17 protein-coding genes are annotated in these 26,002 nt (G+C 51.9%); 1 reads left to right on the top strand and 16 read right to left on the bottom strand.

Annotation, left to right across the window (positions count from 1 at the left end; translation table 11 throughout):
• Nucleotides 1-3: 3 nt before the first annotated feature.
• The 7 genes from ACXAFI_RS08935 to ACXAFI_RS08905 form a co-directional block, all read right to left on the bottom strand.
• Nucleotides 4-8,670, bottom strand: coding sequence for a GH36-type glycosyl hydrolase domain-containing protein (locus tag ACXAFI_RS08935; RefSeq protein ID WP_475108521.1), 8,667 nt, complete (start codon nt 8,668-8,670; stop codon nt 4-6).
• Entirely contained in the window at nt 8,667-9,644 is a 978-nt protein-coding gene (locus tag ACXAFI_RS08930) for a universal stress protein (RefSeq protein ID WP_475108520.1), read from the bottom strand. The genes ACXAFI_RS08935 and ACXAFI_RS08930 overlap by 4 nt, the downstream gene beginning before the upstream one ends.
• Before the next feature lie 597 nt (nt 9,645-10,241).
• On the bottom strand, nt 10,242-12,971 hold the full coding sequence (locus ACXAFI_RS08925) for a cation-transporting P-type ATPase (RefSeq protein WP_475108519.1): 2,730 nt from the start codon (nt 12,969-12,971) through the stop codon (nt 10,242-10,244).
• A 186-nt stretch (nt 12,972-13,157) separates the two neighbouring features.
• Nucleotides 13,158-13,577, bottom strand: a complete 420-nt coding sequence (locus tag ACXAFI_RS08920; protein WP_444922119.1) for a VOC family protein — start codon at nt 13,575-13,577, stop codon at nt 13,158-13,160.
• 97 nt (nt 13,578-13,674) lie between these two features.
• Nucleotides 13,675-14,298 carry a YdeI/OmpD-associated family protein gene (locus ACXAFI_RS08915; protein WP_475108518.1) on the bottom strand — a complete coding sequence of 208 codons (624 nt, stop codon included), beginning with the start codon at nt 14,296-14,298 and terminating at the stop codon, nt 13,675-13,677.
• Between the two features lie 274 nt (nt 14,299-14,572).
• Nucleotides 14,573-15,406 (bottom strand): penicillin-binding transpeptidase domain-containing protein, encoded by an 834-nt coding sequence (locus ACXAFI_RS08910; RefSeq protein WP_475108517.1) that lies wholly within the window; start codon nt 15,404-15,406, stop codon nt 14,573-14,575.
• A gap of 266 nt (nt 15,407-15,672) precedes the next feature.
• Nucleotides 15,673-16,764 carry a serine hydrolase domain-containing protein gene (locus ACXAFI_RS08905; protein WP_475108516.1) on the bottom strand — a complete coding sequence of 364 codons (1,092 nt, stop codon included), beginning with the start codon at nt 16,762-16,764 and terminating at the stop codon, nt 15,673-15,675.
• Between the two features lie 359 nt (nt 16,765-17,123).
• On the opposite strand from ACXAFI_RS08905, the gene ACXAFI_RS08900 reads away from it, so the two are divergent.
• Nucleotides 17,124-17,825 carry a helix-turn-helix domain-containing protein gene (locus tag ACXAFI_RS08900; RefSeq protein ID WP_475108515.1) on the top strand — a complete coding sequence of 234 codons (702 nt, stop codon included), beginning with the start codon at nt 17,124-17,126 and terminating at the stop codon, nt 17,823-17,825.
• Between the two features lie 107 nt (nt 17,826-17,932).
• Here ACXAFI_RS08900 and ACXAFI_RS08895 read toward each other — a convergent pair whose 3' ends face one another.
• The 9 genes from ACXAFI_RS08895 to ACXAFI_RS08855 form a co-directional block, all read right to left on the bottom strand.
• Nucleotides 17,933-18,517, bottom strand: coding sequence for a hypothetical protein (locus ACXAFI_RS08895; protein ID WP_475108514.1), 585 nt, complete (start codon nt 18,515-18,517; stop codon nt 17,933-17,935).
• A gap of 386 nt (nt 18,518-18,903) precedes the next feature.
• Nucleotides 18,904-19,149 (bottom strand): bacteriophage holin, encoded by a 246-nt coding sequence (locus ACXAFI_RS08890; RefSeq protein ID WP_475108513.1) that lies wholly within the window; start codon nt 19,147-19,149, stop codon nt 18,904-18,906.
• Between the two features lie 104 nt (nt 19,150-19,253).
• On the bottom strand, nt 19,254-20,291 hold the full coding sequence (gene hypE, locus ACXAFI_RS08885; protein ID WP_475108512.1) for a hydrogenase expression/formation protein HypE: 1,038 nt from the start codon (nt 20,289-20,291) through the stop codon (nt 19,254-19,256).
• Nucleotides 20,257-21,384: a hydrogenase formation protein HypD gene (gene hypD, locus ACXAFI_RS08880; protein ID WP_475108511.1), complete on the bottom strand. Its 1,128-nt coding sequence runs from the start codon at nt 21,382-21,384 to the stop codon at nt 20,257-20,259. The genes hypE and hypD overlap by 35 nt, the downstream gene beginning before the upstream one ends.
• A 4-nt stretch (nt 21,385-21,388) precedes the next feature.
• A complete protein-coding gene (locus ACXAFI_RS08875; RefSeq protein ID WP_475108510.1) occupies nt 21,389-21,631 on the bottom strand; it encodes a HypC/HybG/HupF family hydrogenase formation chaperone in 243 nt (80 codons plus the stop codon).
• Nucleotides 21,632-21,637: 6 nt separating this feature from the next.
• Nucleotides 21,638-23,938 carry a carbamoyltransferase HypF gene (gene hypF, locus ACXAFI_RS08870; RefSeq protein WP_475108509.1) on the bottom strand — a complete coding sequence of 767 codons (2,301 nt, stop codon included), beginning with the start codon at nt 23,936-23,938 and terminating at the stop codon, nt 21,638-21,640.
• Complete coding sequence (locus tag ACXAFI_RS08865) at nt 23,928-24,200, bottom strand: hydrogenase/urease maturation nickel metallochaperone HypA (protein WP_226646514.1); 273 nt, start codon at nt 24,198-24,200, stop codon at nt 23,928-23,930. The genes hypF and ACXAFI_RS08865 overlap by 11 nt, the downstream gene beginning before the upstream one ends.
• A 15-nt stretch (nt 24,201-24,215) precedes the next feature.
• Nucleotides 24,216-24,701, bottom strand: coding sequence for a hydrogenase maturation protease (locus tag ACXAFI_RS08860; RefSeq protein WP_475108508.1), 486 nt, complete (start codon nt 24,699-24,701; stop codon nt 24,216-24,218).
• Entirely contained in the window at nt 24,679-25,989 is a 1,311-nt protein-coding gene (locus ACXAFI_RS08855; protein ID WP_475108507.1) for a Ni/Fe hydrogenase subunit alpha, read from the bottom strand. Before ACXAFI_RS08855 ends, ACXAFI_RS08860 begins: the two co-directional genes overlap by 23 nt.
• Nucleotides 25,990-26,002 lie beyond the last annotated feature (13 nt).

Here is a 26,002-nt window from a genome sequence, read left to right as displayed (position 1 = left end):
CTATTAGCCGGGAGCCGGTGATGTAGTCTTGAACATCAGAGATACCTTGTGCTCCTGGCCATCATCCTTAAGAGGGATTTTCCCCGAGGAGATGTGTTCACCGTCCAGAGTCAGTGACTCTATTTCTCTCGGACAGCCACCGCAATTGCTTACGGCGATCTCATAGCGACTGCTGCCAAAGCGCAGTGACAGGTGATAGTTGTGCCAGGTTTGCGGTAGACAGGGCTCGATTACCAAGTGATCGCCATCAAGAACTTTTGCCCCAAGCAATGCCTCCAGTGCACTGCGATACAACCAGCCGGAGGCGCCGGAATACCAAGTCCAACCGCCGCGTCCAACGTGGGGCGGCACGCCGTAAACGTCGCCGGCTAATACATAAGGTTCGGTGCGGTAGCGCTGCACGCCTTCGGCAGTATTCGTGTGGGTGACCGGGTTTAATAGATTGAAGTAATGCCAGGCCCTCTCACTTTGATTCAGCCCGGCGGCGGCCCAAACTGCCCATGTGGCGGCGTGAGTGTACTGGCCACCGTTTTCGCGGATACCTGGCGGATAGCCTTTGATATAGCCGGGGTCCTTCTTGGTTTTATTAAAAGGTGGCTTGAGCAAAAGTATCTGCCGAGCGAGCTCGTTTACCAGATGCCGGTTAGCTGACTCCATTGCCTTGTGGGCACGTTCAGTGGGTTCTTCTTGGGAGAGCACCGACCAGGTCTGCGCGATCAGATCAATTTTGCACTCATCACTCTCTTTAGAGCCAATTGGAGTGCCGTCATCGTAGTAAGCGCGCCGATACCAGGCACCGTCCCAACCACTGTCTTCCACCTGCTGACGAAAGTTTTCTCCCAGCAGGCGGTAGTGTTCTGCCAGGGCAGAGTCGCCAATGTAGTCACATAGGGGGGCCATATCCCGGCAGACCCGCAGCAAAAACCAGCCCATCCACACACTTTCACCGCGACCAGTAGTACTGATTCGGCTGAAGCCATCGTTCCAGTCGCCATTGCCGATTACCGGCAATCCATGGGGCCCCACGGCACCGGCACGCTCGATGGCTCGGCAGCAGTGCTCGTAAAGGGACCCGGATTCGTCACTGCTTTCAAATTCGGCATAGCGCTCGTGTTCATCCTTCCCCAGTGGTGCCCCTGCAAGGTAGCTGACGGGTTCATTCAGGATTTCATAGTCGCCGGTGGTGCGAATGTACTGAGCCGTAACAAACGGTAGCCATAGCAAGTCGTCGGAGCAGCGGGTGCGCACACCGCGTAAAGGATTTTCGTGCCACCAGTGCAGTACATCTCCGTCCTGGAACTGACGGGAGGCCGTGCGTAATATATGTTGGCGGGTCCAATCGGGATGAGTCCACAACAAGGCCTGAACATCTTGCAGCTGGTCCCGAAAACCAAAGGCGCCACTGGATTGATAGAAACCGCTGCGTCCCCAGAGGCGGCAGGCCAGCGTCTGGTAGGGCAGCCAGCGATTAACCATCAGTTCGGTGGCTTTGTCGGGCACTTGCACCTGCACCGAGCCCAGATAATCCTCCCAGAACTGTTCGAACTCAGCCTGGGAGTTTGCGGCTCTTTGTGGGTCCCGAAATTCTCCAGCCAAGTCCAGGGCTTGAGCCCGATCTATCCCCTCCCCCATCACGAAATAAATATGCTGGGTTTCGCCAATAGCCAGATCGATATGCACCTGATAGGCGGCACAGGGGTCACCACCAGACTGAACTCTGCCAGAGAGGCCGATACGAAACAGTGCCTCCGGTGCTTGCGGGCCCCCGGCGCTGCCTAAAAATTCGTGGCGGTCTGTGGTTAAGCCGTGGGGTGGCAGGCTGGCAGTCAGGAAGGCGACACCGGGCTTGGCATCTGGAACAAAAGCGTTGCGGGCCAACAGCGTATGGCTCTCCGGTACGAACTCATTGATCAAGTGTGTCCAGTTGCTGCGGGTCAGCCCCAGTACCCATTCCACATAGTAGGTAGCCGTTAACCGACGTGGCCTGTTCCAGCCATTTTTCAATGTCAGGCGGCCAATCTTCACCAGTGCTGATCGGTCGACAGTTATACGCCAGGACTGTTCTAGGCCGTGACTGTTGTGGCGGTACTCTGTATAGCCCGCCCCGTGATGTACCTGGTAGCTGGCCTCGGCGGGCCGCGGGGCCGGAGTCGGACACCAGACCTCGGCGCTCTCCTCGTCGCGAAGGTAGAGCATTTCGCCACTGGGGTCGCGTACCGGGTCATTGTTCCAGGCCGTCAGCCGGTGCTCCCCGCTATTGCCGCTCCAGGTGCAACAGGAACCGCCCTCAGAAACCAGGCAACCGAAGTCGGGATTGGCGATGACATTTACCCAAGGTGCCGGGGGGCGCTCTCCCGGTTCTTCCAGCTTGCCAGACTTCAGATGTAGGATGTACTCGCGGCCATCTGCAGAGAAGCCGCCGAGGCCGTTATCGAATAAAAGGTCGTCGGGGCGCTGTAATTCTGTAGTTGGCAATTCGGTATAGCCTGCGGGCTGCACCGGCACGAACGGCGGCAGCGGCTGCATTTGAGCCTGCAATGTTGTGGCGCTGCTCTCTAACTGTGTGGCCACAGAACCGGCGGAGGAATCGAGCAGTACTCGCGCCGCGGCCAGCAGGCCAATACGGTCAGACTCCGGCAGTTCCTGGCCAGGTACTATCACCACCGAGCCATTCAGTTTGCGCAGAGTGCGGCCGCGGATATCCGCGATCATTTCCTGAAGTCTGTCGCGGGTCTGCTGGGAATAGCCGGCGGAATCTTCATCGACGATAACCAGGTCTATGGCCAGGCCGCGACCACTCCATAGGGTGTGCGCCTGCAAAATGGGCTCGGCGAAATCGATTCCCTGCTCACTGCGCACCTGCACCAGGAGTATCGGATTGTCCCCGGATATGCCGCGGCTCCACAAACAGCGCTGAATATGGTGGCTGCGGGCCAACACCCTGGAGGGCGCGCGTAGACCTCCCGAAGGCGCCAATACCGCGGTTAGCAAATCCATCATCCAATAGACATCTGCTGCGGGGATGCGAAGGTTGTGCAATTCCTGCTCCGATTGCATTCGCGCTAAATCGTATACCCAACGTGCCTTGGGACGGGAGCGATAGGAGCGGAGCACCGAGAGCAATTCTCGGCGGGACTTGCTTGCCCCGGTCAGATAGATAACTTCAACTTCAGACTGGGGCGGAATGGATATTTCCTGGGCCGAGGCGATCACCGGGTCCAGTACGGGCCCCGTGGTGCCAGTAAAACCTGCCAAACCCTTTTGCAAAGCCAGGGGCCGGGCTGGTGATCCGCCGCGCCCGAGGAATAGCATCCGGTCGGTTTCCCAGGCCAGCTGGTGGTTTACCCCAGAGGATACCAATACACAGTGGGCCATGTAGATCGGCTTTTCATCACTGCTGCGGGGCCGCCGGCGATAGAGCATCACCTGCTCCTCTGGCAGGTACTGACTTTCCACGAATAGCTTGGCAAACGCGGGATGGCGTTGGTAATCGCGCTCGGGTGCCAGCACTACCTCCGTATAATCCGCCAACAGCAAATGGCGGCTGCGATTGCTCTCATTTTTGATTACCAACCGGCGCGCTTCCAGGTCATGCTGGGAGCTGAGCGCTATGTGTAGACGGCAGAAGAGTTCCGCTTCACGGCGCTGGAACTCTGCACCTTGCGGGGAGAAGTTCGCCATACAGTGGCCGGCGTCCCCACCACAGGGAGCCAGGCCGACCGAGAAGAGTTCGCCGCTATCCAGGTCGCGGATATAGTTCCAATGGCCACCCTGGTGCCGAGTCGGGTCCGGCTGCCAACGTGTCAGGGCAATATTGTGCCAGTAGCTGCCGCCGGCACCATCAGCGCCCAGCAACAGAGTGTGGTGGCCGTTGGACAACACGTTGTACTGCGGATAGGGGCGCCCGGGCAGTGCCGACCAGCTCTGTAGTGCCCCTTCGGCGTGGAAACTGCGCTGAAGTCCCGGTTGCTGCCAGGGCCTTAAGGCTGGTCGCGCGGTGGGCAGGCGCTCATGCAGCAGCGGGGTTAAGCCGGCAATCCGCACGTCGCTATGAAAGCGCTGCTGCATGATGTCTTCATGCAGGTAATTATTGATGGACAGCAGAATCATGCCCTGATGGTGGCTCATATAAGAGCGCACAGTGCGCGCACGGCGCGGTATCGGTTTGGCGGTGCGGCCATAGTCGATGGCTTCATAGAGGCCAAACTGACCATAGCCCCCCTCGGCGCGCAGCTGACGCAGGTTCTCCATGACCGCACCGGCATCGAATGGTAGCGCCATCATGGAAGCGTAAGGCGCGATCACCAAACGTTCACCCAGGTCGCGGCGGAAACCGATACCGGGGACCCCAAAAGCCCGGTATTGATAGTGCAACTGACTATCCAGCTCGTAGTAACCGGATTCGGCAATGCCCCAGGGCAACTCATAGCGGCCGGTAAATTTGCGGTGTACTTCTATGGCGTTGCGACAGGCGCGCCCAATTAAGCTGTGCTCCGGAGTTTCCATAAACAAGCGGGGCATTAGGTATTCAAATAGCGTCGCACTCCAGGACATCAGCACCACTCGGCGATGTAAATGCCGGAATGGCCGCTCCAGGTGGCGCCAATGGCGTGCCGGCACATCGCCTTTGGCTATAGCGAGAAAACCGGTCAGGCGAGATTCCGAAGCCAGCAGATCGTAATGGTTGGCGTCCAAGGCGGCATCGGTGACGTTGTAACCGATATGAAAGAGGTGCTGATCGCGATCGTAGAGGAAGGCGAAATCCATTTCCTCCACCCAATTGCGTGCCCTTGTGGCCAAGTTGGTAATATCGCGGCAATAACTGGCCGCGTTTTCCCTGGCTCTTTCCAGAGCGTTATACAGTTTTTCACACCAGGCCGTGACTTCATCCCGCTGTTGTAGTGATTCGGAAGGGATGTGTTTTTGCAGCTGCTGTAGTTGATCTTTTGCCGCCTCACAGAAAGACGGCATGGACGACAGTGAAACTGGGTTATTCAACGCGGCCGCTAGAGCGTGGAAACCTTCTTTGATTGGGCCCCCACCTTCCCGACAAACCTTGGGTGGCGCTTGCATCAGTCGTAACCAGGGTTCCAAAGCCTCCTGGTAGCGCCGTGCGGCTACCGCGTGGCGGTGCAGTTCATCGAGCCACTGCCGCAGCCGTCCTAGGTCCTCGGCACTGAAGTTCTTTTCGTCTCCTTCGATAAGAGTCAGCATCCGCTCCTGCAGCCAGGGCACGTCCCGCTCGTAGATATCATCAATGGTTTGCCACCAGCGATTATGTTCCGCCCCAGCTTGCAGGCGTTGGCGAAACTGCGCTATCTGTGCGTTGATCTCGCGGATTTCGTTATGGGTGGAATCCGAATCGACAGGTTGTAGGGTTTCCGCCATGGCATCGAGGGTATCAGTGATTCCCAATACCAGTTGTCGGCCACTCAGTGGTTCCGTTTTTAGAGCCTCTAAACCGGAGGCCAGTGTCAGCAAGCTGCCAGCCAGGTTGCCGCTGTCCACGGTAGAGACATAACGGGGGTTGAGGGGGTGCAGTTCGCGGGTTTCATACCAGTTGAGAAAGTGCCCGCGATAACGCTCCAGTCCGCGCATCCTGTCGAAGCTGTTGTTGAGACGCGCCAAAAGTAGACTGAGATCAACGTAGCCAAAGTCGTAGGCGCTGAGAATCGAGAGCAGTCCCAGCCCTATATTGGTAGGAGAGGTGCGCCGGGCCAGGACGGCCAGCGGCTCTTCCTGATAATTATCGGGTGGCAGCCAATGGTCATCCGGGCCCATAAAATGTTCGAAGAAAAACCAGGTTCTCCGGCTCAACAAGCGCAGCTCTCGCTTATCTTCTTCGGATAGAACTGAGGGCTCCAATAGCCGTGGCAGATTGATATGGTGTACCAGCTGCGGCGCAAACAGCCAGGCCAATAAAAACGGCGCGGCGGGCAGTAGGCTGGCGGGAGCCCAAAAAATCAGGCCTGCCGTTACCAATAATGCAATCGCGGGAGAAACCCACATTTCCCGCCAGCTGCCTGTAGTGGTAAGGGCGTTTCTGACGGAGCGATTGACATGTGCCGCCGAGGTCCACTGCAGTAAATGGCGGTGGGAAACGCGCAGCCGGTAGAGAGTGCGCACTATCGCATCCAGCGCATTGACTGCCTGTACTGGGAGCAGAGCCAGAGACAAAAGCCAGTGCAAAAAGCGTTGCTGTAAAACTGCTGGGCCTCCCCGCAGATGAAGATGAGCACGACTGGGGTCGGCTATGCTCCGCCAAATCATCGATAGCAGTTCCTGCCATACCGAGGCGGATGACAGTAATAGAAGTAGCAAGGTCCAGGCCCAGGATTGGCCTGGCAGCCAGCCGCTCCAGGCCAGCAGAAATAGAGCCAAAAGAGAGGGAGACTCCAAACTGCGACGCAAGTTATCGGCGATCTGCCAGCGCTGGATGGGTGGTAGAGGGTTGCTGACTTTCTCACCATTTTCGATCGGCACACACTTGCCCAACCAGGAAAGCAATTGCCAGTCACCACGAATCCAACGGTGTGAGCGGCGCAGCATGGCGAAAATATTGGGCGGGTATTGCTCATAGAATACGGCATCCGATAAAAGCCCTACTCCACCGATGGCGCCCTCTAGCAGATCGTGGCTGAGAATGGCGTTTTCCGGCAGGTGGCCTACCAGGGTTTGGGAGAAAACCTCCGGATCATAAATACCCTTGCCTGTGAATATCGCCTCACCAAACAGATCCTGGTAGGCATCGGATACCGCGTGAGTGTAGAGATCTACGGTGCGATCGCCGGAGAAAATCTGGCTGAAGATAGTCCCATCAGAACTGGCAGGGTCGGTTTCCACGCGGGGCTGCAAAAATCCGTAACCAGCCACCACCCGCTGTAGGTCGTCGTTGACTACCGCGCGATTGAGCGGGTGTGCCATGGCGCCGACAAGGCGCCGCGCGGTATCTGGTGGCATCTGGCTGTCGGCATCTAGTGTGATGACATAACGGATGCCCTGGAGCTGTTCGCGATCGCCAAAACAGCTGGTGAAACTGTGATCCTCACGGCCCGAAAGCAGGTGGTTGAACTCGATCAGTTTGCCGCGTTTACGCTCCCAGCCCATCCAGCAATTCTCTAGCGAATTCCAACGGCGCTCGCGGTGCAACAAAAGAAAAGGCGATCGGCCCTCATTGGCCCTGTGGCGTTCATTTAAGGATTCGATGGAGGCCCTGGCGATCTCCAGAAGTTCATTGTCCCCCTTGGCACTTTGCTCATCCGAGTCAGCAAAATCGCTAAGAACGGCATAAACCAGATTCTCGTCACCATTGTTGAGGAAATTGATTTCCAGGCATTCGAGAATCCTCTGCATATCCTCCGCATCGGCAAACAGTACCGGCATTACCACCACGGTGCGGCATTCTTTCGAAATACCTTTATCGAAATCCATCTTGGCCAGTAGACGCGGCGGCAGGCAGTGAGTTATTAAGCCGTTGACCAAAGCCAAGGCCATGCCGATCAGCGGTACCGCGGCAACCACCAGTACCAGTAAGGTCAAAATTACAGAAGCGCCGCCCCAGAGCAGATATATGGCTAGGGCAAGCAGTAGCGGAATAGAGAAGAGCGCCAGCCCAGAAAAGAAAACCTTGGAGGCTTTATGCAGCAACCGCCAATGAATACGCTGCAGAAAACCCGGGCGATAGTCCAGTATCGCTTCCAGTTGTGGTCGCCCCTCATCTATTAGGTAATAACCCACATGCTGAGTCCGGCTGCCGGGCTCCTGTTCACTGCTCAGCTTTACCAGCTGTTGGGCTACCTGTTGTTCGCTTGCACCACTGCCCCGAGCCAGCTTTTCAATCACATCCCGGTATCTGTCGCGGGTTTCAAAATCCATTCGGCGGTAGGCGTCTGCAGGGTCGCTGTGCAGAATGCGTTCTAAACGGCTGAGGGATTCAACAAAATCCCGCCAATTACAACTGCGCAATTCTCGCAGGCTAATAATGCCACTGGCGATGCCGACACTGAGTTCTTCCTCGGTGCCGGTATTTCCACCCAGGGCCTCCTCCGCGAGTTGCGCCAAGTGCTCTAACAGGCAAAGGCGTAACAGGGCGGGCAGTGCCCAAAGTTCGCCCGTGGTGAGTACGGCATCCTCCTGATAGTGGTCTACCAGTAAGTGAATAGATTGAACATCCACTGGCTGGGAGAAATCGGTGATCAGGGCATTGGCAAGGAGATGTAAACGCAGGTCGATACTGCCATCTTCCGCAGTGACTTGCGGCAACTGCTTCAAGTAGTTTCTAGGGAGAGACTCGCAGACCAATTGCAGGGCTTCCTGAACCACATGGCGGTTATCCAGAAGCCACTCTTCGCTACGCGTGCTTTTTTCGCCAGATTCCACCCGCGCCGCGAGATGCCGATAGATTTTCTCGAAGTGCTTTTCCAGCTTGCCCAAATGCGACCTAAGGCGGTAGCCGCCACCTGCCCCGACAGGGTTTGAATGCCGCTTAGCCAGCGTGGCTATATCTTCAAGACGCTGCTGTTCATTATCCCGGCTATTGTCCCGGCTCGAATCGTTGCCATCTGCCGGTAGAGTAGCCGCCACCTGGGAAGCTACTTGCCCTGGCTTTGAACGTGAAAAGAACTTGTGCTTGTGGCTGGCGCCCTGCTTTTTCCAAAACCGCAATTTCATCGATGGGCTTCATTTCTAACCGGTAGAGTGGAATGGCGAATTTGACAGGCGTCAGTGCCAGCGCGCAGGGCCTGTAATTGGGATTCCTGCAGGTCTTGAAAGATTAATACCGGCAGATTGCTGTGGGACATTACCGTGTGGCATACGGTACCGGTTACGTGATGCTCGCCAGTCTGCCAATCGTGTGCGCTCATGGCGATTAGATCGACATCCTCTTCAGCGGCTGTGGCATAAATACATTCGGCGACATTTTGCGCAACCAACAACATGGGGCGCACTTTAATACCGTTTTCCAATTGGCGGGCCATCTCTTCCAGGTAGACCTCGCCAGCGCGGCGATTACATTCGACAAACTTCTCCCGAGTGGCATGCTCCTCTCGGGTGATGGGCATTTTGCGTGGCATCTCTGGTACCGCGATGACTTGCAGCAAGATCATTTCCATCTCTTGTCCGCGCATCATTGAAGCCGCCTGACAGGCCACCCACTCTGAATGCGAGGAGCCATCCATGGATACCAGAATGCGGCGGTAGGCCATATTATCCTGGGCTGGCGGTTTTAAGCCTGGCCGAACGATGATGAATGAACGCCCGGAGCCACTGAAAATCTTTTGGGCGGTACTGCCGAAGTCGAAACGACTGACGCCTCCTTTGCCGTAGGCAGTGAATACGATTAAATCGACATCCACTTCTTCGCAGTACTCGACAATTTGCTCCGCCGGGCGCCCCTCCACCACAGATTGGGTCACAGTGATACCCTGCTCAGAAATACGTTCAGCGAGGCGATTGAGGTAGCTTCGCAACTCCACCCTACGCAACCTCCAGTCCACCGGGTCGATGCCTTGCTCGTCAGAGTTTTGCACATGCAGTAGATGAATTTTTGCGCCGCTGTTTTGTGCAAGCATCACCGCGTGGGCGATGGCCTCCTCGGCGATGGAGGAGCCATCAAGGGGCAGTAGGATGTGTTTAAACGGCATATCATTACTCCCAGCCGGAGCCCGGCGATGGATATTCAGTAAGCGTTAAAGAGTTTTACGTCAGAAAATTTTTGCTTATTCGCTTCGTGACTGCTCCCGGTTTTTACCCTGCAAGAAACAGTCCCAACACCGAGCTTTTAGCAATGTTAGGGAAACTCCGAAATGCCCATTAGCGTGGTTAAGGTCAAGAGTATTTCAAAGTCTCATCCATGGTGTTGTCTTTGCTGCCAACATGAAAAACTGTGCTCCATGTCACTGAAAACGCCAGCGTTAATAGATTCGTAACGGCTTTTCTCGGGGGCTTCTGGATAATTCTGTGATGCCTCTGGCTTTTAGGGCGGCTCTTGAGGGCTACAGCTGCTGCGTTGCAACCCTTGTAAAGGGCTATGGCCATTCGCTGCGAGCTGCGCCTTATCTCTGCAGACTTCAAGATCCGCAGAGATATTACGGAATGATTCAAAGGCTCCTTAGGTATTTAGATAGAAGGAAACTTGTAAAGAGTGCGTTCTAAGCCCTTTAACGTTAAATAATAGGGGCTCAATAGAAAGTAAGTCGGAGGAGATTGGCTCGGACCAGGATAAGGGTTTTCAAAAGCAGTTACGCTTTCTTTCCAGTGGTAAAGTCAGGTGTTTGCCTTGAGAGTCGTATACGCATCTGTTTTTCAATTTCGACAATGGTAAATAGCGCCACGCCTATAGCAACAATCAATACTCCATCGGCGAATGTCACAGCTTCGGTTGCGAAGATTTTCTGCAGGGTGGGAATATAGGTAATTGCGAACTGCCCCGCGCTAACGACAAGTACCGCCAGCCAAACAACCTTTGTGCCGCGTACGGCCTTCCAAGTGAGAGAGGTGCCATACATGTTGCGGATAAAGAACAGGTGGAAAATTTCCATCACCACCAATGTATTCATGGCCATGGTGCGTGCAAGCTCCAGGGAGTAGTTTTGCTCAATGGCGTAGGTATATATCCCGAATACGCCACATAGAAATAACGTACTTACCAATGCGATATGCCATACCAGCACGCTGGTGAGCAATGGCTGTCCGCGCAAACGGGGGGGACGGCGCATGGTATTTTCTTCGGTGGGCTCAAAAGCGAGCGCAATTCCGAGCGTAACGGCGGTAATCAGGTTTACCCAAAGTATCTGGATCGGTGTTATCGGCAGCACCATGCCAAAGAGCAGTGCCACAATAATGGTTGAGGCCTCTCCTGCGTTGGTGGGTAGTGTCCAGCTGATCACTTTCTTTATATTGTCATAAACCGTACGCCCCTCACGTACGGCGGCACCAATAGAGGCGAAATTGTCATCCGCTAGAACCAGTTCGGAAGCCTCTTTGGCGGCCTCGGTTCCGCCTTTTCCCATGGCAATGCCGACATCGGCGCGTTTCAATGCGGGGGCATCGTTAACGCCATCGCCAGTCATTGCCACAGTCATATCGTGGGCCTGAAGTGCGGTTACCAGTCGCAATTTATGCTCTGGCCTGGTGCGGGCGAAGATATCCACCTTCAGGACTTCTGCCGCCAATGCCGCGTCATCCAGGTTGTCGATGTCCACTCCCGTTAGGGCTTTATCCGGCCCCTGTAAACCTATCTGCTGACCGATGGCTTTTGCGGTCGCGATATGATCGCCGGTAATCATTTTCACCCGAATACCCGCGCCCCTGCATTCCGCAACGGAGGTTATAGCCTCCTGACGGGGAGGATCGATCAATCCCACCAAGCCGAGAAGGGTTAAAGTGCCCTTCACGTCGGAGTGCTCCAGTACCGTGTGCTCTGGCTTTACTTCTTTTGAGGCGAGCGCCAAGACACGTTGCCCCAATGCCGCCACTTCGTCGGCCTGTTGTCGCCAGTAAGTTTCTACCAATGGTTCGCAGCCTCCTTCCTCGCTGCGATAGGTTTTGCACATTGCCAAAACCTGTTCCGGCGCACCTTTAACGGCGATCAGAGCATGATTCTCATGGTTGTGGTTCAGGCTGGCCATGAACTTATGCTGGGCATCAAAGGGGATAATATCGGTACGGGTCCACTGCTTGCGTACCTCCCCGTCATTCATTCCCGCTTTTGTGGCAAACACCAGCAAGGCCCCCTCCATGGGGTCGCCCTCCACGAGCCAGTTGTCATCCTCTTTTCTGAGCTCGGCGTCATTACAAAGAACCGCAACACGGGCCAATTCCTCCAGGGGGTGCGGGGCCGGCATCGTTACCGGCTCGCCGCAGAGCATGACTTCACCCCGCGGTTCATAGCCCTCGCCCTTTACTTCAAAGTGCTGTGTGCCTGTAACTACAGTGGCGACGCACATCTCGTTGCGTGTGAGTGTCCCGGTTTTATCGGTACAGATTACCGATACTGATCCCAGGGTTTCGATAGCCGGCAGGCGTCGGACAATGGCGTTGCGCCGTGCCATCGCCTGGACCCCAACCGCTAATGTGATGGTTAGAACTGCCGGTAAGCCCTCAGGGATAGCGGCTACCGAAAGCCCAACAATGGCCATAAACAGCTCGGTAAAGTTGTGCTGCAATACAAACAGCCCAAAGGCGAAGATGAGCGTGGCAACGGTCAGAATAAAAAGTGCCAGCCATTTGGCGAAGATGCCCATCTGTTCAACCAGCGGAGTGGTTAAAGTTTCAACACTGGCGAGCATGCCACTGATATGGCCGATCTCTGTCTCTGCTGCGGTGGCCACTACTACCCCCACTCCCTGCCCACTGGTAACACTGGTACCGCTATAGGCTAAGCAGCTGCGGTCCCCCAAGGGGGTATCGGTGTTAACCGGGGCGGTGTGTTTTTCTACTGCGAGCGATTCCCCAGTGAGGATGGCCTCTTGTATCTGCAGGCTGTGCGTTTTTAACAACCGCAGATCGGCAGGCACTTTGTCACCGGCTTCAATGAGCACAATATCTCCGGGTACCAGCTTCTCTCCCTCTACAGTGAGCCGCTGGTTGTTGCGAAGGACCGCAGCACGTGGTGCCAGCATATGGCGGATAGCATCCATGGCCTTTTCCGCCTTACCCTCCTGCGCAAAGCCGATAATCGCATTGACGATAACCACCGCCAGGATGACTCCGGTATCTACCCAGTGCTGCAGTAGTCCTGTGATAAGCGCCGCACCCAGCAAGACGTAAATCAGGATATTGTTAAAGTGGGAGAAGAAGCGCCGCAGTAATCCTTTGCGAGGCGGTGCCGGCAGGCAGTTGGGTCCGTAAGTTTGGAGTCTTAGCGCCGCTTCATCCTCACCGATTCCCTCCATACCGCTCTCCAGCTCGGAGAGCACCGTCTCTGGGGGCATTGAGTGCCAGTTTTTCTCAGACCGCGTCTGAAGCACGCTTCACCTTTGCCGGGTTATCTTTTTCTATTTTCGACTGAGCTTAGCAATAAATATTAATTATTCGAAAGGTTCTAGATACTGAAAACAATCAGGGATGAAAAGGCTTAGAGGTATCAATTAGGCACAACTAAGCCCTTATTCACAAGAGGTAGCCATCATTAATAATATGAGATGTAAATTATATTATACCTTGTCAGCTTTCTCAGAAAGTGAAGTTGGATCCATCCACATTGCCTCCCAAACATGGCCATCGGGATCTGCTAATGCCCTGCCATACATAAAACCATGATCTTGTGGAGGGTTGGTATCGGCGGTGCCGCCATTGGCAGCCGCTGCATTGTTTATCACATCAACTGCCTCACGGCTGTCCATAGATAAAGCCAGCATAACCTCGCTGCTGCTTGAAGGGGGGATCGGGCGAGATGTGAAGTGACGCCACTTCTCATGGGTAAGCAACATGGCACTTATATTTTCACTCCAAACCATGCAGGCTGCGGTCTCATCGGTAAAATGTGGGTTGTTCTCAAATCCTAGGGATTTGTAAAACTCCATTGAGGCCTTAAGGTCATTAACGGGCAGGTTCACAAAAATCATACGTTTCATAATTATGGATTCTCTGTTAAGAGTAGTTAATTGTGATGCTATCTATTAGTTGCTCAGATACTTATAGATAGCTTAAAGAGTTTTCAGTATCAACATACTACTGTTCTTGTGGTCCTTTGCCAGACATAATTTTTGATCGAAATTTAGCTATATATGCAGCTCGAGTTTCGGATTTTTTTGCTGAATTGAGTTTGATAGCATAACTCTTCTGTCTCCCAGGTGTTAAATTATAAAAAGCTTGTGCAAGCTCTGCATCAGTGCTTAGTGCTTCCGCTAATTCAACAGGTAAACATTGTTTCTCTCTTTTCTTTGAGGGTCTTATACCTTCGGCGGCATATCTTGTTGACTCTAAGAGATAAGATTGAATGATATATGCTTTATCATCTACTTGTTTGGCGTTTGTAAAACGCATCATATCTGGACTTTGTGTGTTCTCACCTTGACGCTCTAAAATGCCGTATGGATCCTTCATTAAACTAGCGTTAAAAAAAATAAGTCGGAAATCGTTTCGTACTGCGCCAATCATAACAATGTTACGATTAGCGTGCATGTAACATGGGTGTGCCCATTTAACCACTTCAACAAGTTCATTTTCTAGGCAAATTCTCCGAAGTTTATGGATACCATCTCTCCAAATAAATGAGGAACAGCTTGAAGTATTAAATCGATCACAACGTCCGCACCCTTTATTAAAGAAATCTTCTATAACGGTAATCATCATGACAGCGTTTACTCCTCACAAGTATTTCTACAGAGAAAAACATAGGGCCAATTAAGCAAACCTAAGATCATAAGAATAAATTAAACCTATGCCTTAAGGCTGTTTTAGTTGAGTAGAGAATAAATGAATTAGAATCAATCAACAAAAACAATCGAGCAGTATCGATAGAAATAGCAAGTTATCAATTTCATGGGTGTCCAGATCTAAATAAATTCACCAATAACCCTGCTGATTTTTATATCTCATTCTTGTTTCTGGTTATTAATAACAGGAACTATTTAAATGCTACTCCATTTGCCTCTAACATATTTAAAGTTAATCGACGTCGATTCCCAATATCTTCCGGTGCACCTATATCTAGATTAAAGGCAAAAACGATATCTCCGCCCATTGAACCCTCTTGTTCAATCCAGCCAATATACCAGCCAATACGATCAACAGTCTCTAAACGGGAGATAACGGTATCGGAATTGGTTATATCTCCTGTCTCTGGATCAATCGGTAAGACAAGTCCACTTTTTGCATAAACTTCACTTGTATTATTCTCAACTTGAGTCCGCATCATTTCGGCTACTATTATCTGGTTCTTATCTCTTGCTGGTAGCGAACGCCGCTTTAACATACTCAAAAACTCGACTTGGCCCAGTGCGCTAACTCTCAGAGAACCATCCAGCCAAAAATGTGTGAGTTCCCGAGAAAGGCCGATATCAGTATTACCATAACCAAGTTTTTTTACCCAGCGGGACATATTTTCATAGCCAATCTTTTTAGCTGTTTCCTGGTAATACCAAACGGTAGAGTTGGCCATCCCTGTGGCGAGTGTAGTATCCCTGTTCCAAGCTGGTACTACTCTCTCTCTTCCATCCCACTTCATATATTGGTTTGGCCCTTGGATAATTTCTAGCTCTAATGCAATCAATGCGTGCGCTACTTTAAAGGTTGATGCAGGCAGGAAAGGTTTATGAGCGCGTTCAGCATTGCATACCCTGAGACGATCGGTATCAATATTGAACATAACAAAAGTAGCACCCGTAGTTTTTTGATTAAGAATCTCGCACCCCTTAGCTTCCTCTATGGGTAGGCCAGTGATATCTGAGGATAATCCCATTGACTTGCCACTCTTAGTGCAGCTTGCCGATATAAAAATGCTGATGATTATGGAAAGACAAGCTTTACATTTCAGGTGTCGATTAATCATTTGTAAACCAAAGCACTTAAGGTTTTATCTATTGTAATTGCCATATTAATACACTTGCTGAATTGGGGTGAAAGTCCTTATTGTTTTATTAGGTAGTTTAGAGTGGCTTCTCTAGTCTGCACATTTAAAAGTCTACACATCCATATCACCCAGGATCTTTATGAGAAGCTCATTAATTAAATGCTGGTTTGAGAAAATGAACCATCATTCGATGAAAAGGTAATAACTAAATCTCTACTGGGAAAGAGGCCGACATATGAATACCAATATGTATTGGAGCCATTGTGCCAAATATGAGTTTCGTCGCCAAAAGTAGATTGAACCCAACCAAAACTGTATGAATTTAAAGCTGGAGTATGGATTAGCTGGTAAGTTTCTTTATTGAGTAGTGACCCATTCCCCTTTATTCCCTGCAGGTGCTCAAAGGCATATTGGCTTAGATCTTGTAGTGACATATGCACTGACCCAGCCGGTCCCATTATTGGGCTGTAATCCGCCTCATTGCCGATACCAACGGAATATTTACCTTCAGGTAATTCAATATGCCCTCTAGGTTGAGATATAACATTAACTCTATTCCTCTCTCCTGGAGGGCCAAATCCAGCGGACTCAGTCCCCAGCGGTTTAAATACTTCCTGTTCGATAAGCTCTTCCCAAGACTGGCCAGTGACTGTCTCCGCAATAACGCCAGCGACAGTGTACCCAACATTTGAGTAGGAAAAAGATTCACCGGGATTTGAATTTAATGGCAAATTGAGTATTTCCACAACCCAGTTATATCGATGTTGTATCCTTTGTTTACCTTTTTTGGGGTGTTCAGCTTGGATATCTGCAGAAAAGTTGGTTGGCGCACCTGAGGTATGCGTCAATAATTGCCTCAAGGTCACTTTTTGCCACTGCTTATCAATAGCTTTCTCTTTAGCAAATATATCCCCAATTGTAGATTCCCAATTCAAAACTCCTTTTTCTACTAAGCGAGCAATCATCGTGGCAGTCATGGATTTGGTTATTGAGCCTAAATGCCACTTGTCATTTTTAGATAACGATACGCCACTATTGACTTCTCTTTCCCCACTCGTATATTGGGCGATAACTTGCCCACCCTGAAGAATGACAGATCCAACCCCGACCAACTTATGCTCTTTTTTCATTCCCTCTAGTACATCGCGCAATTTTTCTTGGATATCTGTTGATGCCGATAGAATAGGAGCGTAAGTCAGAAGAGTTAACAAGAATACTTTTAGTGCTTTATGAAGATGGCTATTCATTTAAAATATTGACCGATGATAACTGCTTAACTCACAGTTGGTTTTCATATTGATAGGGGGATGCTAAAGGATGCTCCTCCCTCGGGAATCTTTTTGGAAATCCTTTTGATATTAAAATTGGCATTGCTGTCTAAACTTTACTGAAAAATAGGGGCACTCTTTTCTCCATCTTTTTCACCAAAGAGTAGATGCCTTTCGAGATATGAGACATCTCTTTTCAAATCCTTTTTAAATGGCGTACCACATACTTATCTATATACAGCGCCAGTTTTAGAATCTATACGTCAATGAATAACTACTTTAATATGCAGTTTTCCAATTGTGTTGAATAAACGTGCACTCAAGGTCTGGTGACTTGTATGATTAATGATCAAGAGGTGTTTTCGAGCCCACTATTCCTTCTTGCTGCTGACCGATTACGGGCGCATACGCTGCCTTCTACTTGTCTCTTATGTGGCCTCGATGGCCCCATTGTTCTGAAGTATGGAGCAAAGCAAGTTGTGGGTGATATTCTTCTGGTGCGCCCTCAGGTTCTTCATGAGGTGATTATTGAGGGGAGAGCTCGGATTTTAAATCTAAATGGGCTGCAATTTCCCTATGATAGTGACTTGGCAATTCAACTTGCTAACACAAATTATGAAATTGCCATAGATGCCCTCTGGGGCGAAGAGAGTTCCATACTTGAGTTACGCGCAAAGCTTGGATATCGACAAGTAAAATGCCCTACAGATATCGCTCAAATTATTACCCATCTCTCAGATGAGCCTATGTTTCGTATGTCACAACAAGAGTTGGCGATACGCCTTAATCGTGAACGAACTCAGGCACTAAAGTATTTTAAGGCGTCAACAGGTATGACATTTCGTGGGCTGAAATTGTGGTTGGCGATTCAAAGTGCAGCTCATCAGTTATTAACTGGTGATTTGGTTCGTAATGCTGCGTTGGATAATGGTTTTGCCGATACGGCGCATTTCACACGCAGCTTTCGTACAGCATTAGGGATTACCCCATCTGAGGCTATAGCTGGTTACCACCTGGCTATGAGCCTATCCAGCAGATAACTGACTCCATCATAATTCTCCCCTTGGCTTCTAAAGCACCATTCCTAAGCCCAATTGTTTAAACTGAAGTGACTTAACTGATACCTTTTTCTGAATGTCAATGGAGGCTATTTGTGTGTCTGTTTAAAGAGTGCGTTCCATTCTTGATCAAAGTTCTTGGGTATTGGCTTCGCGGTTTTCTTGAAGAGTAAAACGCCCACAAGTGCTTCATGCGTGGATGAGTTATTGGTTACCTCTTCTACAAACCCTTGCATAATTCCATTACTATCAATTGAAAGCCTGCTCACCGTTTCATCTGACACGTCGAGTGTGACCATAAGAGTGTTATTATCTGTCTTCGAATACACAAATATACCAATATCCTTACTATAAATTATTCCATCTTTTGATTCTTCGATGCCTCCTATTTGATGTTTTATATCAGGCTTTTTAAGCACATCAATGAATCGTCCGCCGCCACGTGATTCGTTCACGGTTAAGACTTTAAAGGTTCGGCAGTAGTCGCCTTTCCCTATATCTACAGCCTCCCTTTTATGTTCATAAAAAATAAAAGATCCTTCCTCAATGGTACACCAGGTGCCATCCAAGCTATTTTTTGTGTCTGAACTTGCATAAGCTGGCTTCATATACGCGAATATGACAGCAAAGATGCCCAACAGGAAAACCCTTAGGTTAGCCTTCTTCGAATCCATGGTGACCCCTTATTCTTTTGTGGTTTTAACAAGCGTATGTATGAATGGCCAAAAGCCCCAATGATAGCTGACACATATCAACCGGATTGGCTAATTCAGTCCCTGGTGAACAATGAATCAGGTTAGGATGTTTTATTAGAGTGCGCCAGGGTTGAGGGGCGAACTGGGAGTAAGATATTTCCCCTTTTCGAGAGTGGAAATTTAAAACTAAGCACTACTTATTGATAGTCTTCTTATTAAGTTTGATGGACAGTGATACTGACAATATTCCTTGTCAGGTAAATCCATTTAAGCCTGTTACTTGATATATATGGATTTCTGTTTTTTCATTTTTTTAGTTATTTAATATTAGACCTGCATGCTCAGCTTAAAACTCCCTATTCGGTTCACTTCGCCAGCTTGTTATATATCCAAGCAATAACAACTCCGGCAATATAGCCATCAACAAATCCCCACACTGCGCCGATGAGGGCACCAATAAAGGTTGGTGCATAGCCAATATAAAGTGACGAAAGTGTAACGACGAGCTCCAATCCCCAGCCAAATATGGCCGTGATACCACAGAAAAAGACATAGATTGCCCAAAGTACACCAATTGCAACACCTAAGGCGTTTGGAGCACATCGGTTCATAGGGACCTCCCCTACACTAACAAACTAAATACTATTAAGTATTGATGATAGCAAAGGGATGACATGCTTGAGTCAGGCTGAGACCGTTGTGATCTTCATGCCTATTAACAGATTCTCGGCAACTGCTCTCCGGGTAAGCGTTGCAACAGGCGATCACAACCCAGGCTATTTTTCAGGATGACCTGGCAACTGGGATTGTCTGAGACCTGCCCAATGATTGCACAGGATGCCCCAACTGGGTCTTCCCCTAGGATTGCGATGGCCTGATCAGCGTACTCTTCGGGAATAACTGCGACAAAGCGCCCCTCGTTGGCAACGTAAAGCGGGTCTAAGCCCAGCATTTCACAGGCTCCCTGTACGGATTCGCAGACTGGGATCTGCTCTTCATCCAATTCAAACGCCCTGCCACCGGTTTCGGCCAGCTCCACCAGTGCGGTGGTGAGGCCGCCGCGAGTAAGGTCACGCAAGCAGTGAATCTCCACACCACCCTGTAGCAGTGCCTTTACCGCATTATTGAGTGGGGCGCAGTCACTACTGAGCGCGCTTTCAAACTCCAGCCCTTCGCGACTTGCCATAACGGCAATGCCGTGCCGACCTATATCCCCGGACAACAGAATCCTGTCGCCGGGGCGGATATAGCTTGGGTCTAATGGGTGATCACTCAGCAGAGTACCCACTCCACTGGTGTTGATATAGATACCATCGCCCTTGCCTCTCTCCACCACCTTGGTGTCTCCGGTAACCAGCTTTGTCCCGGTTTCCTCCGCTGCTGCAGCCATGGATTCCAGCACTCTTTTTAATGTACTGAGTGGTAGTCCCTCTTCCAGAATTAAGCTGCAACTTAAGAACTTTGGCTCAGCACCGCCCATGGCCAGATCGTTGACGGTTCCATATACAGCCAATTTGCCGATATCCCCTCCAGGGAAAAACAATGGGGTAATTACGAATGAATCGGTGGTGAACACCAGGCGATCAGAATGCCAAGGCAAGGTAGCGCTGTCATGGGCCTGGTCGATCCAGGTATTTTTAAACAGCGGTTGGATAAAATCGTTTAGAAGCTGCTGGGTCATCTCACCGCCACTGCCATGCCCAAGCCGGATACTGTCCTTATTTGTCGCTGGGAGTGGACACTGAATATTCACGGGCTTTTACCTGTTGGCTGTAGCGGTGATAGGCTGAGCAGGCGCCCTCTGAAGAAACCATGGGGGCACCCAGGGGGCGGTCTGGGCGGCAGTCTGTGCCGAAATGGGGGCAATCGGCGGGCTTTTTATGACCGAGCATAATGGCGCCGCTTATACAGTGATGTTGTTCCTGGGTTTTGATCTCGGGCAGTTCGAATTTTGGCACGGCATCGAATTCCAAAAAATCTTTACGAAGCCCCAAGCCACTCGCCGGTATTTCTCCCAGGCCGCGCCATTGCTGGGCAGAAACCTTAAACACACTGTCCAGTAATGTTTGTGCTTGCCGGTTACCGACTCGTTCCACCGCCCTCAGGTATTGGTTTTCAACCCGATAACTACCCTGCTCCAATTGGCGCAGACACATCAGCAAACCTTCGAGAATATCCAGGGGTTCAAAACCGGTGACGACGATGGGCACCCGGTACTTTTCTGCAAGCGGCAGGTAATTCTCGTAGCCTGTTATGGAGCACACATGACCGGCAGCAAGAAACCCCTGCACGCGCGAGTCCCCGGCAGAACAAATAGAGGCAATGGCGGGTGTCACCAAGAATTGGGAGACTAACAGAGAGAAATTTTGTAGAGATTTGTTTTTGGCCTGAGTGGCAGCCATGGCATTGGCGGTTGCGGTGGTTTCAAATCCTACGGCAAAAAAGACAATTTGTTTTGCGGGGTTGTCCTCGGCAATCTTCACCGCCTGCAAGGGGGAGTAGACGATGCGAATATCGCCTCCATCGGCCTTCACATCGAGCAGGCTGCGCTCTGATCCCGGTACGCGCAACATATCGCCAAAGGAGCAGAAAATGACTTCCGGTAAGGCCGCGATGGTGATGGCCCGATCAACTGTCTCCAAGGGCGTAACGCAAACCGGGCAGCCGGGCCCATGCACCAGCTCTATTTCCTGGGGCAGTAACTGGTCGAGGCGATTCTTAACAATGGCGTGGGTTTGACCGCCGCACACCTCCATAATCGTCCAGGGCTGTGTGGTGACTTTGCGAATTTCTGCGGCGATTTTCTGGATGCTTTCACTCTGACGGTATTCATTGACGAATTTCACTGCATCACTCCTGGCCGCTGGTCCCATCCAAGGCTTCCAGGTCGCGAAAAACCTGTGCGGCTTCTTCTTCCCTTATTTGACTGATGGCGATGCCCACATGCACGATCACATAATCACCAACACCGGCATTGGGAACCAGAGACAAATTGATTTGCCGCGCTATGCCGCCAAATCGTACTTTGCCCAGGCGCTCGAGAGGAGAATCACCTGTAATCTCTTCAATAAGGCCGGGAACACCTAAGCACATGCGCTTTTAACCTCCCACTGGCTGACCAGCCGCGGCCATACAGTGGGCATAATGGAGTTGCCCCAGGGCGATGCCGCCATCGTTTGGGGGGATCTGGCTGTGACAGTGCACGGTAAATCCCTGTTGGCGTAGGAGCAGTGCGGTGCTCTCTGTTAGCCGTCGGTTTTGGAAAACGCCACCGGAGAGAAAAACCTTTGCCTCACCCACTTCGCGAACCACCGCCAGAATCATATGGGCCAGAGTAGTGTGGAAAGCCGCAGCCCGTTGCGGCAGTGACTTGCCTTCATCATGTATCAATGCACCGATGCAGGGTGCCCAGTCCAGTTCCCATTTGTTTCGACGTCGATAGAGATCGAATGGGTAGCTGTCGCCGCTCTGAATTCCGCGGGCGCTATATTCCAGCGCTAGTGCGGCCTGTCCCTCGAAACTAGACTGGCTACAGAGACCCAGTAGTGCAGCCACTGCATCAAATAGGCGACCGGCGCTGCTACACAGAGGGCTGTTGACCTCCCCTTCCAGCATGGTAACCAGATTGCGGCGTTCGCTACGGGTGAAGCAGCGCTTTAGTAGCTGGTGTTGTAGCGCTACGTATCCGGATATTTCATACAGCAGTCCCGCAGCAGCCCGCCTCGGTTCGCGCACGGCTTTTTCACCGCCCGGCAGCGGGAATGTGCGCAGGCTGGCGACATGTTCCACTTTTGCGTTGCCATCCCAGAGGAGGAATTCCCCTCCTCGAACTACGCCACTACTGTCAAAGCCGGTGCCGTCCCAGCAAACACCGAGCGCGGCGCCACTGTGGCCGTGTTCAGCCATACAGGAAAATAGATGGGCCACATGGTGTTGCACTTCCAGACGTGGAGCCCGCTGTTTGAGTGCCCACCGATGGGAACTGTAGCCCGGGTGCTGATCGTGTATCAGGGTTTGTGGGCGGTGTTGCTGTAAGCGTGTGAGGTCCGCGATGGTCCGATCAAAGTGCTCAATTGCCGTGGCGCTGCCCAGATCGCCGATATGTTGGCTCTGATAAACCCAACCATTGTGTGACAAAGCGACGGAATTTTTTAAATCGGCGCCAAGCGCCAGGTAGGGTTCCGCCACGGCCTGTTGTGACAACTTTGCCTGGGTGATCGGTAGGGGCGCGTAGCCTCGCGCCCGGCGCAACATTAACGGGCGATTCTCTACCACGCGCAACACCGAGTCATCCAGTGGCCTGACGATGCGACGGTTGTGCAGTAGAAACCGGTCGGCAATTTTGCCGAGTCGCTGCAATGCCTCTGTGTTTTCAATACAGATTGGTTCCTCGGCAAGATTGCCACTGGTGGCAACTAACGGAGCGGCATACTCTTCTGCAAGCAGTAGGTGTAGCGGCGAGGCCGGCAGCATCACCCCCAGGTCTGGTGAGCCCAGTGCCACTAACTCATGCACCCTGTCACTCGCTTCCGGTTTGGCTTCCAGCAGCACTATGGGCCGTGCTGGTGATGTGAGCAGCTTGGCTTCCAGTTCGGAAATCCGGCAATCCCGACGCGCTGCTGACAAGGAGCTGTAGAGTAGTGCAAAAGGTTTGTGCGGGCGCTGCTTGCGTTTACGCAGTAGCTCCAAGGCATGTCGGTTACCGGCATCAACCAACAGCTGAAATCCCCCCACTCCCTTTAACGCTACTACTTGCCCCTTTGCCAGACTTGCGAGCGTCTCGTTCAGGGCTGCCTGGCGGGTGTAAAGGGTTTTGCCTTTGGCATCACAGAGTTGCAGTTGCGGGCCGCACTCTGGACAGGCATTGGGTTCGGCGTGAAAACGCCGGTTAGCAGGATTGGCATACTCGGCCTGACACTTAGGGCATTGAGAAAACTGCTGCATGGCCGTGTTTGCGCGATCATAAGGTAGCTTTTCGATAATACTGAAGCGCGGGCCGCAGTGGGTACAGTTGATAAAAGGGTATTTGTGCCGTCGGTTGCGTGAGTCCTGAAGTTCGGCTTGGCAGAAGTTACAGGGGGCCAGGTCCGGTAGCACCATAGTGGTTTGTGCTGCGGCAACCGTACTTTCGCGTATCTGAAAACCGCTACCGCCTTCAGCTGGAACCACTTCGGTGTCGATATTGAGAATCAGGCTATGGGGTGGTTTTTCTAAAGGCAAACGCTGTAAAAACTTTTCAACTGCTGCCGTTTCTCCCTCAACCTCTAGTTGCAGTCCACCGCTATGATTGGCGACCCAGCCCGTGAGTTGGCAGTCCAGTGCCAAGCGGTAAATATATGGGCGGAACCCCACTCCCTGGACCAGGCCCTTGATGGCGACTCGACGACGTTCACTGTCCATCACTGACCTCGAATTGCAGATTTTCCAGGATGATGTCCTGTGCCTCGGCATGGTGAATATCTGTGTGCTCTTCGATTTCCAATTGCAAGCCTTCCAGAGGGGTCCCAAAAGTTGCCTGTTCGAAGTGTTCACGCAGGTGAGCCGCGGATATATGAGCAAGGGCACCCAAGCGCAGCTTGGCGCCTACGACCCTGGCGCCTTCGTTATCGGCGAGTTGTTGGATTTTCTCGATCAGATTGCTGATCAGGGATTGTTCGTGCATGGCTGACCTCCGTTGTCAGCTTTCACCGGTATCGGCTTGTAGAAACGCAAGTAGTTCCTGTTCGGCGCGCTCGGCGCCGGACTTCACTTCGGCAGTGAGATGATCACCGCAGGTAATGTTCTGTGCACAGATCGCAAAAATTTCCAGGCGACGAGGCAGTGAGTCCAGTGCTTTACCCAAGTCGATGGCCTCTCTCAGATTAAAGCCGTGGCTGGAGGTGGTGCAGATGCTGGGTACGATCACATCAGCCAGGCCATTGACACGAATTAAATCGCCCGATGGTTGTTCATCTGAGAAAACCGCATCCAGGAGGCAGACCTGTCGATCCTTCCACCGTCCTACAAGGGTTACCATATCGTTGCCGCTCTCCAGAAAATCTGCATTTTCTTTTAACTGGCTGCGCAGCCTGTCGAGTAGATAGGGCCCCACTCCATCATCACCCCGGAAGCGGTTGCCAAGGCTGACCAGCAGCCAACGCTCAGGAGTTTCTTTTTGCTTCATGTTGCAAATGTAGCTGCAGGAAATGGGTTGAGCAGGAAATACAGGGGTCGTAATTACGAATGGCGCGCTCACATAAACCCTGCAATTGTTGTTCGGGCAAATGCATAAATTTGGGCAGCATTAGGCGCAGGTCATCCTCGATCGTTTTTTGATTTTGTGAGGTGGGTGCGACGATCTTGGCAAATGTAATTTTACCTTCGCGGTTAATAGCATAACGGTGGTAGAGCAATCCCCGAGGCGCCTCGGTAGCGGCACAGCCACTGGCTTCCTTTGGTTCGGCTACCAGGTAGGGTTCATCGGGCGCTTTAAATCCATCAATCAGTCGCAGCGCCTCCTCCAGGGCATAGAGCACTTCCAGACAGCGCACCACAATGCTCTTGAAGGGATTGTTACAGGGCGCTTTGAACCCCAGCTCCTCGGCAAGGCCTCGCACCCCTTCGGAGAGTTGGGGATAGTTCAGGTTGTAACGCGCCATCGGGCCCACAAGATAGGCGCCCCGCTCTATCAACACGCTGTGCAGCGCCGTGCTATGAGGCACCTGCTGTTCGCGGAAATGTTTTTCGTAGTCCTGTACCGAAATGTCCAGCCCGCGATTGGAAACAATGCGGCCCTCATTCATAGGGTATTCCCTGGGGCTGGAGAGGGCGACGCACTCATAGGACTGCTCGCAATGGGGAAATGGCAGCCCTGCCGCCCAGCGGGCCATTAGCTCGGCCAGAATACGGGCTTCTATCAACTGTGGACGCAGCGCTTGAAAGGATTCCTGGCTTGGCACCCGATAAAAGCCCCCCACGCGCACATTGATGGGGTGGACTTCTCTGCCTCCAAGCAGGCGCACCAAGGCATTACCCGTTTTTTTGATCTCCAGGGCACGCTGCACGACTTGTGGGTGATCTTTGGCCATGGCCACGGCATTGGGATAACCGAGAAAGTCCGGTGCGTGCAGCATGCTGATATGCAGCATATGACTCTCTATCCACTCACCGCAGTAGAGTAAGCGGCGCAGATTCCTCAGGGGCTCGGTGGGTACAAGTCCCAGCGCGTTCTCCATGGCGTGCAGTGCGCTCATCTGGTAAGCCACCGGACAAATGCCGCAAATACGGGCAGTAATATCCGGTGCTTCTGTGTAGTCGCGGCCCCGAAGAAAGGCCTCAAAGAACCGGGGTGGCTCGAAAATCTTCAACTGTACTTCGTGCACACCATTATCGTCATAGCGAATGTAGAGTGCTCCCTCGCCCTCTACCCGCGCCAGATAATCGACCTTAATGGTCTTGCTTTTACCGGCCATTGGCTTCCCTATC

The organism is Microbulbifer sp. ABH2_005 (assembly GCF_056160005.1).
This window is presented reverse-complemented; position numbering and strand designations above follow the sequence as displayed.

What these genes read in the sequence shown, in the direction of transcription:
- ACXAFI_RS08935 (WP_475108521.1), bottom strand. Translation starts at nt 8,670, where the DNA reads ATGAAATTGCGGTTTTGGAAAAAGCAGGGCGCCAGCCACAAGCACAAG.
- ACXAFI_RS08930 (WP_475108520.1), bottom strand. Translation starts at nt 9,644, where the DNA reads ATGCCGTTTAAACACATCCTACTGCCCCTTGATGGCTCCTCCATCGCC.
- ACXAFI_RS08920 (WP_444922119.1), bottom strand. Translation starts at nt 13,577, where the DNA reads ATGAAACGTATGATTTTTGTGAACCTGCCCGTTAATGACCTTAAGGCC.
- ACXAFI_RS08915 (WP_475108518.1), bottom strand. Translation starts at nt 14,298, where the DNA reads ATGATGATTACCGTTATAGAAGATTTCTTTAATAAAGGGTGCGGACGT.
- ACXAFI_RS08910 (WP_475108517.1), bottom strand. Translation starts at nt 15,406, where the DNA reads ATGGGATTATCCTCAGATATCACTGGCCTACCCATAGAGGAAGCTAAG.
- ACXAFI_RS08905 (WP_475108516.1), bottom strand. Translation starts at nt 16,764, where the DNA reads ATGAATAGCCATCTTCATAAAGCACTAAAAGTATTCTTGTTAACTCTT.
- ACXAFI_RS08900 (WP_475108515.1), top strand. Translation starts at nt 17,124, where the DNA reads ATGATTAATGATCAAGAGGTGTTTTCGAGCCCACTATTCCTTCTTGCT.
- ACXAFI_RS08895 (WP_475108514.1), bottom strand. Translation starts at nt 18,517, where the DNA reads ATGGATTCGAAGAAGGCTAACCTAAGGGTTTTCCTGTTGGGCATCTTT.
- ACXAFI_RS08890 (WP_475108513.1), bottom strand. Translation starts at nt 19,149, where the DNA reads ATGAACCGATGTGCTCCAAACGCCTTAGGTGTTGCAATTGGTGTACTT.
- ACXAFI_RS08875 (WP_475108510.1), bottom strand. Translation starts at nt 21,631, where the DNA reads ATGTGCTTAGGTGTTCCCGGCCTTATTGAAGAGATTACAGGTGATTCT.
- hypF (WP_475108509.1), bottom strand. Translation starts at nt 23,938, where the DNA reads ATGGACAGTGAACGTCGTCGAGTCGCCATCAAGGGCCTGGTCCAGGGA.
- ACXAFI_RS08865 (WP_226646514.1), bottom strand. Translation starts at nt 24,200, where the DNA reads ATGCACGAACAATCCCTGATCAGCAATCTGATCGAGAAAATCCAACAA.
- ACXAFI_RS08860 (WP_475108508.1), bottom strand. Translation starts at nt 24,701, where the DNA reads ATGAAGCAAAAAGAAACTCCTGAGCGTTGGCTGCTGGTCAGCCTTGGC.
- ACXAFI_RS08855 (WP_475108507.1), bottom strand. Translation starts at nt 25,989, where the DNA reads ATGGCCGGTAAAAGCAAGACCATTAAGGTCGATTATCTGGCGCGGGTA.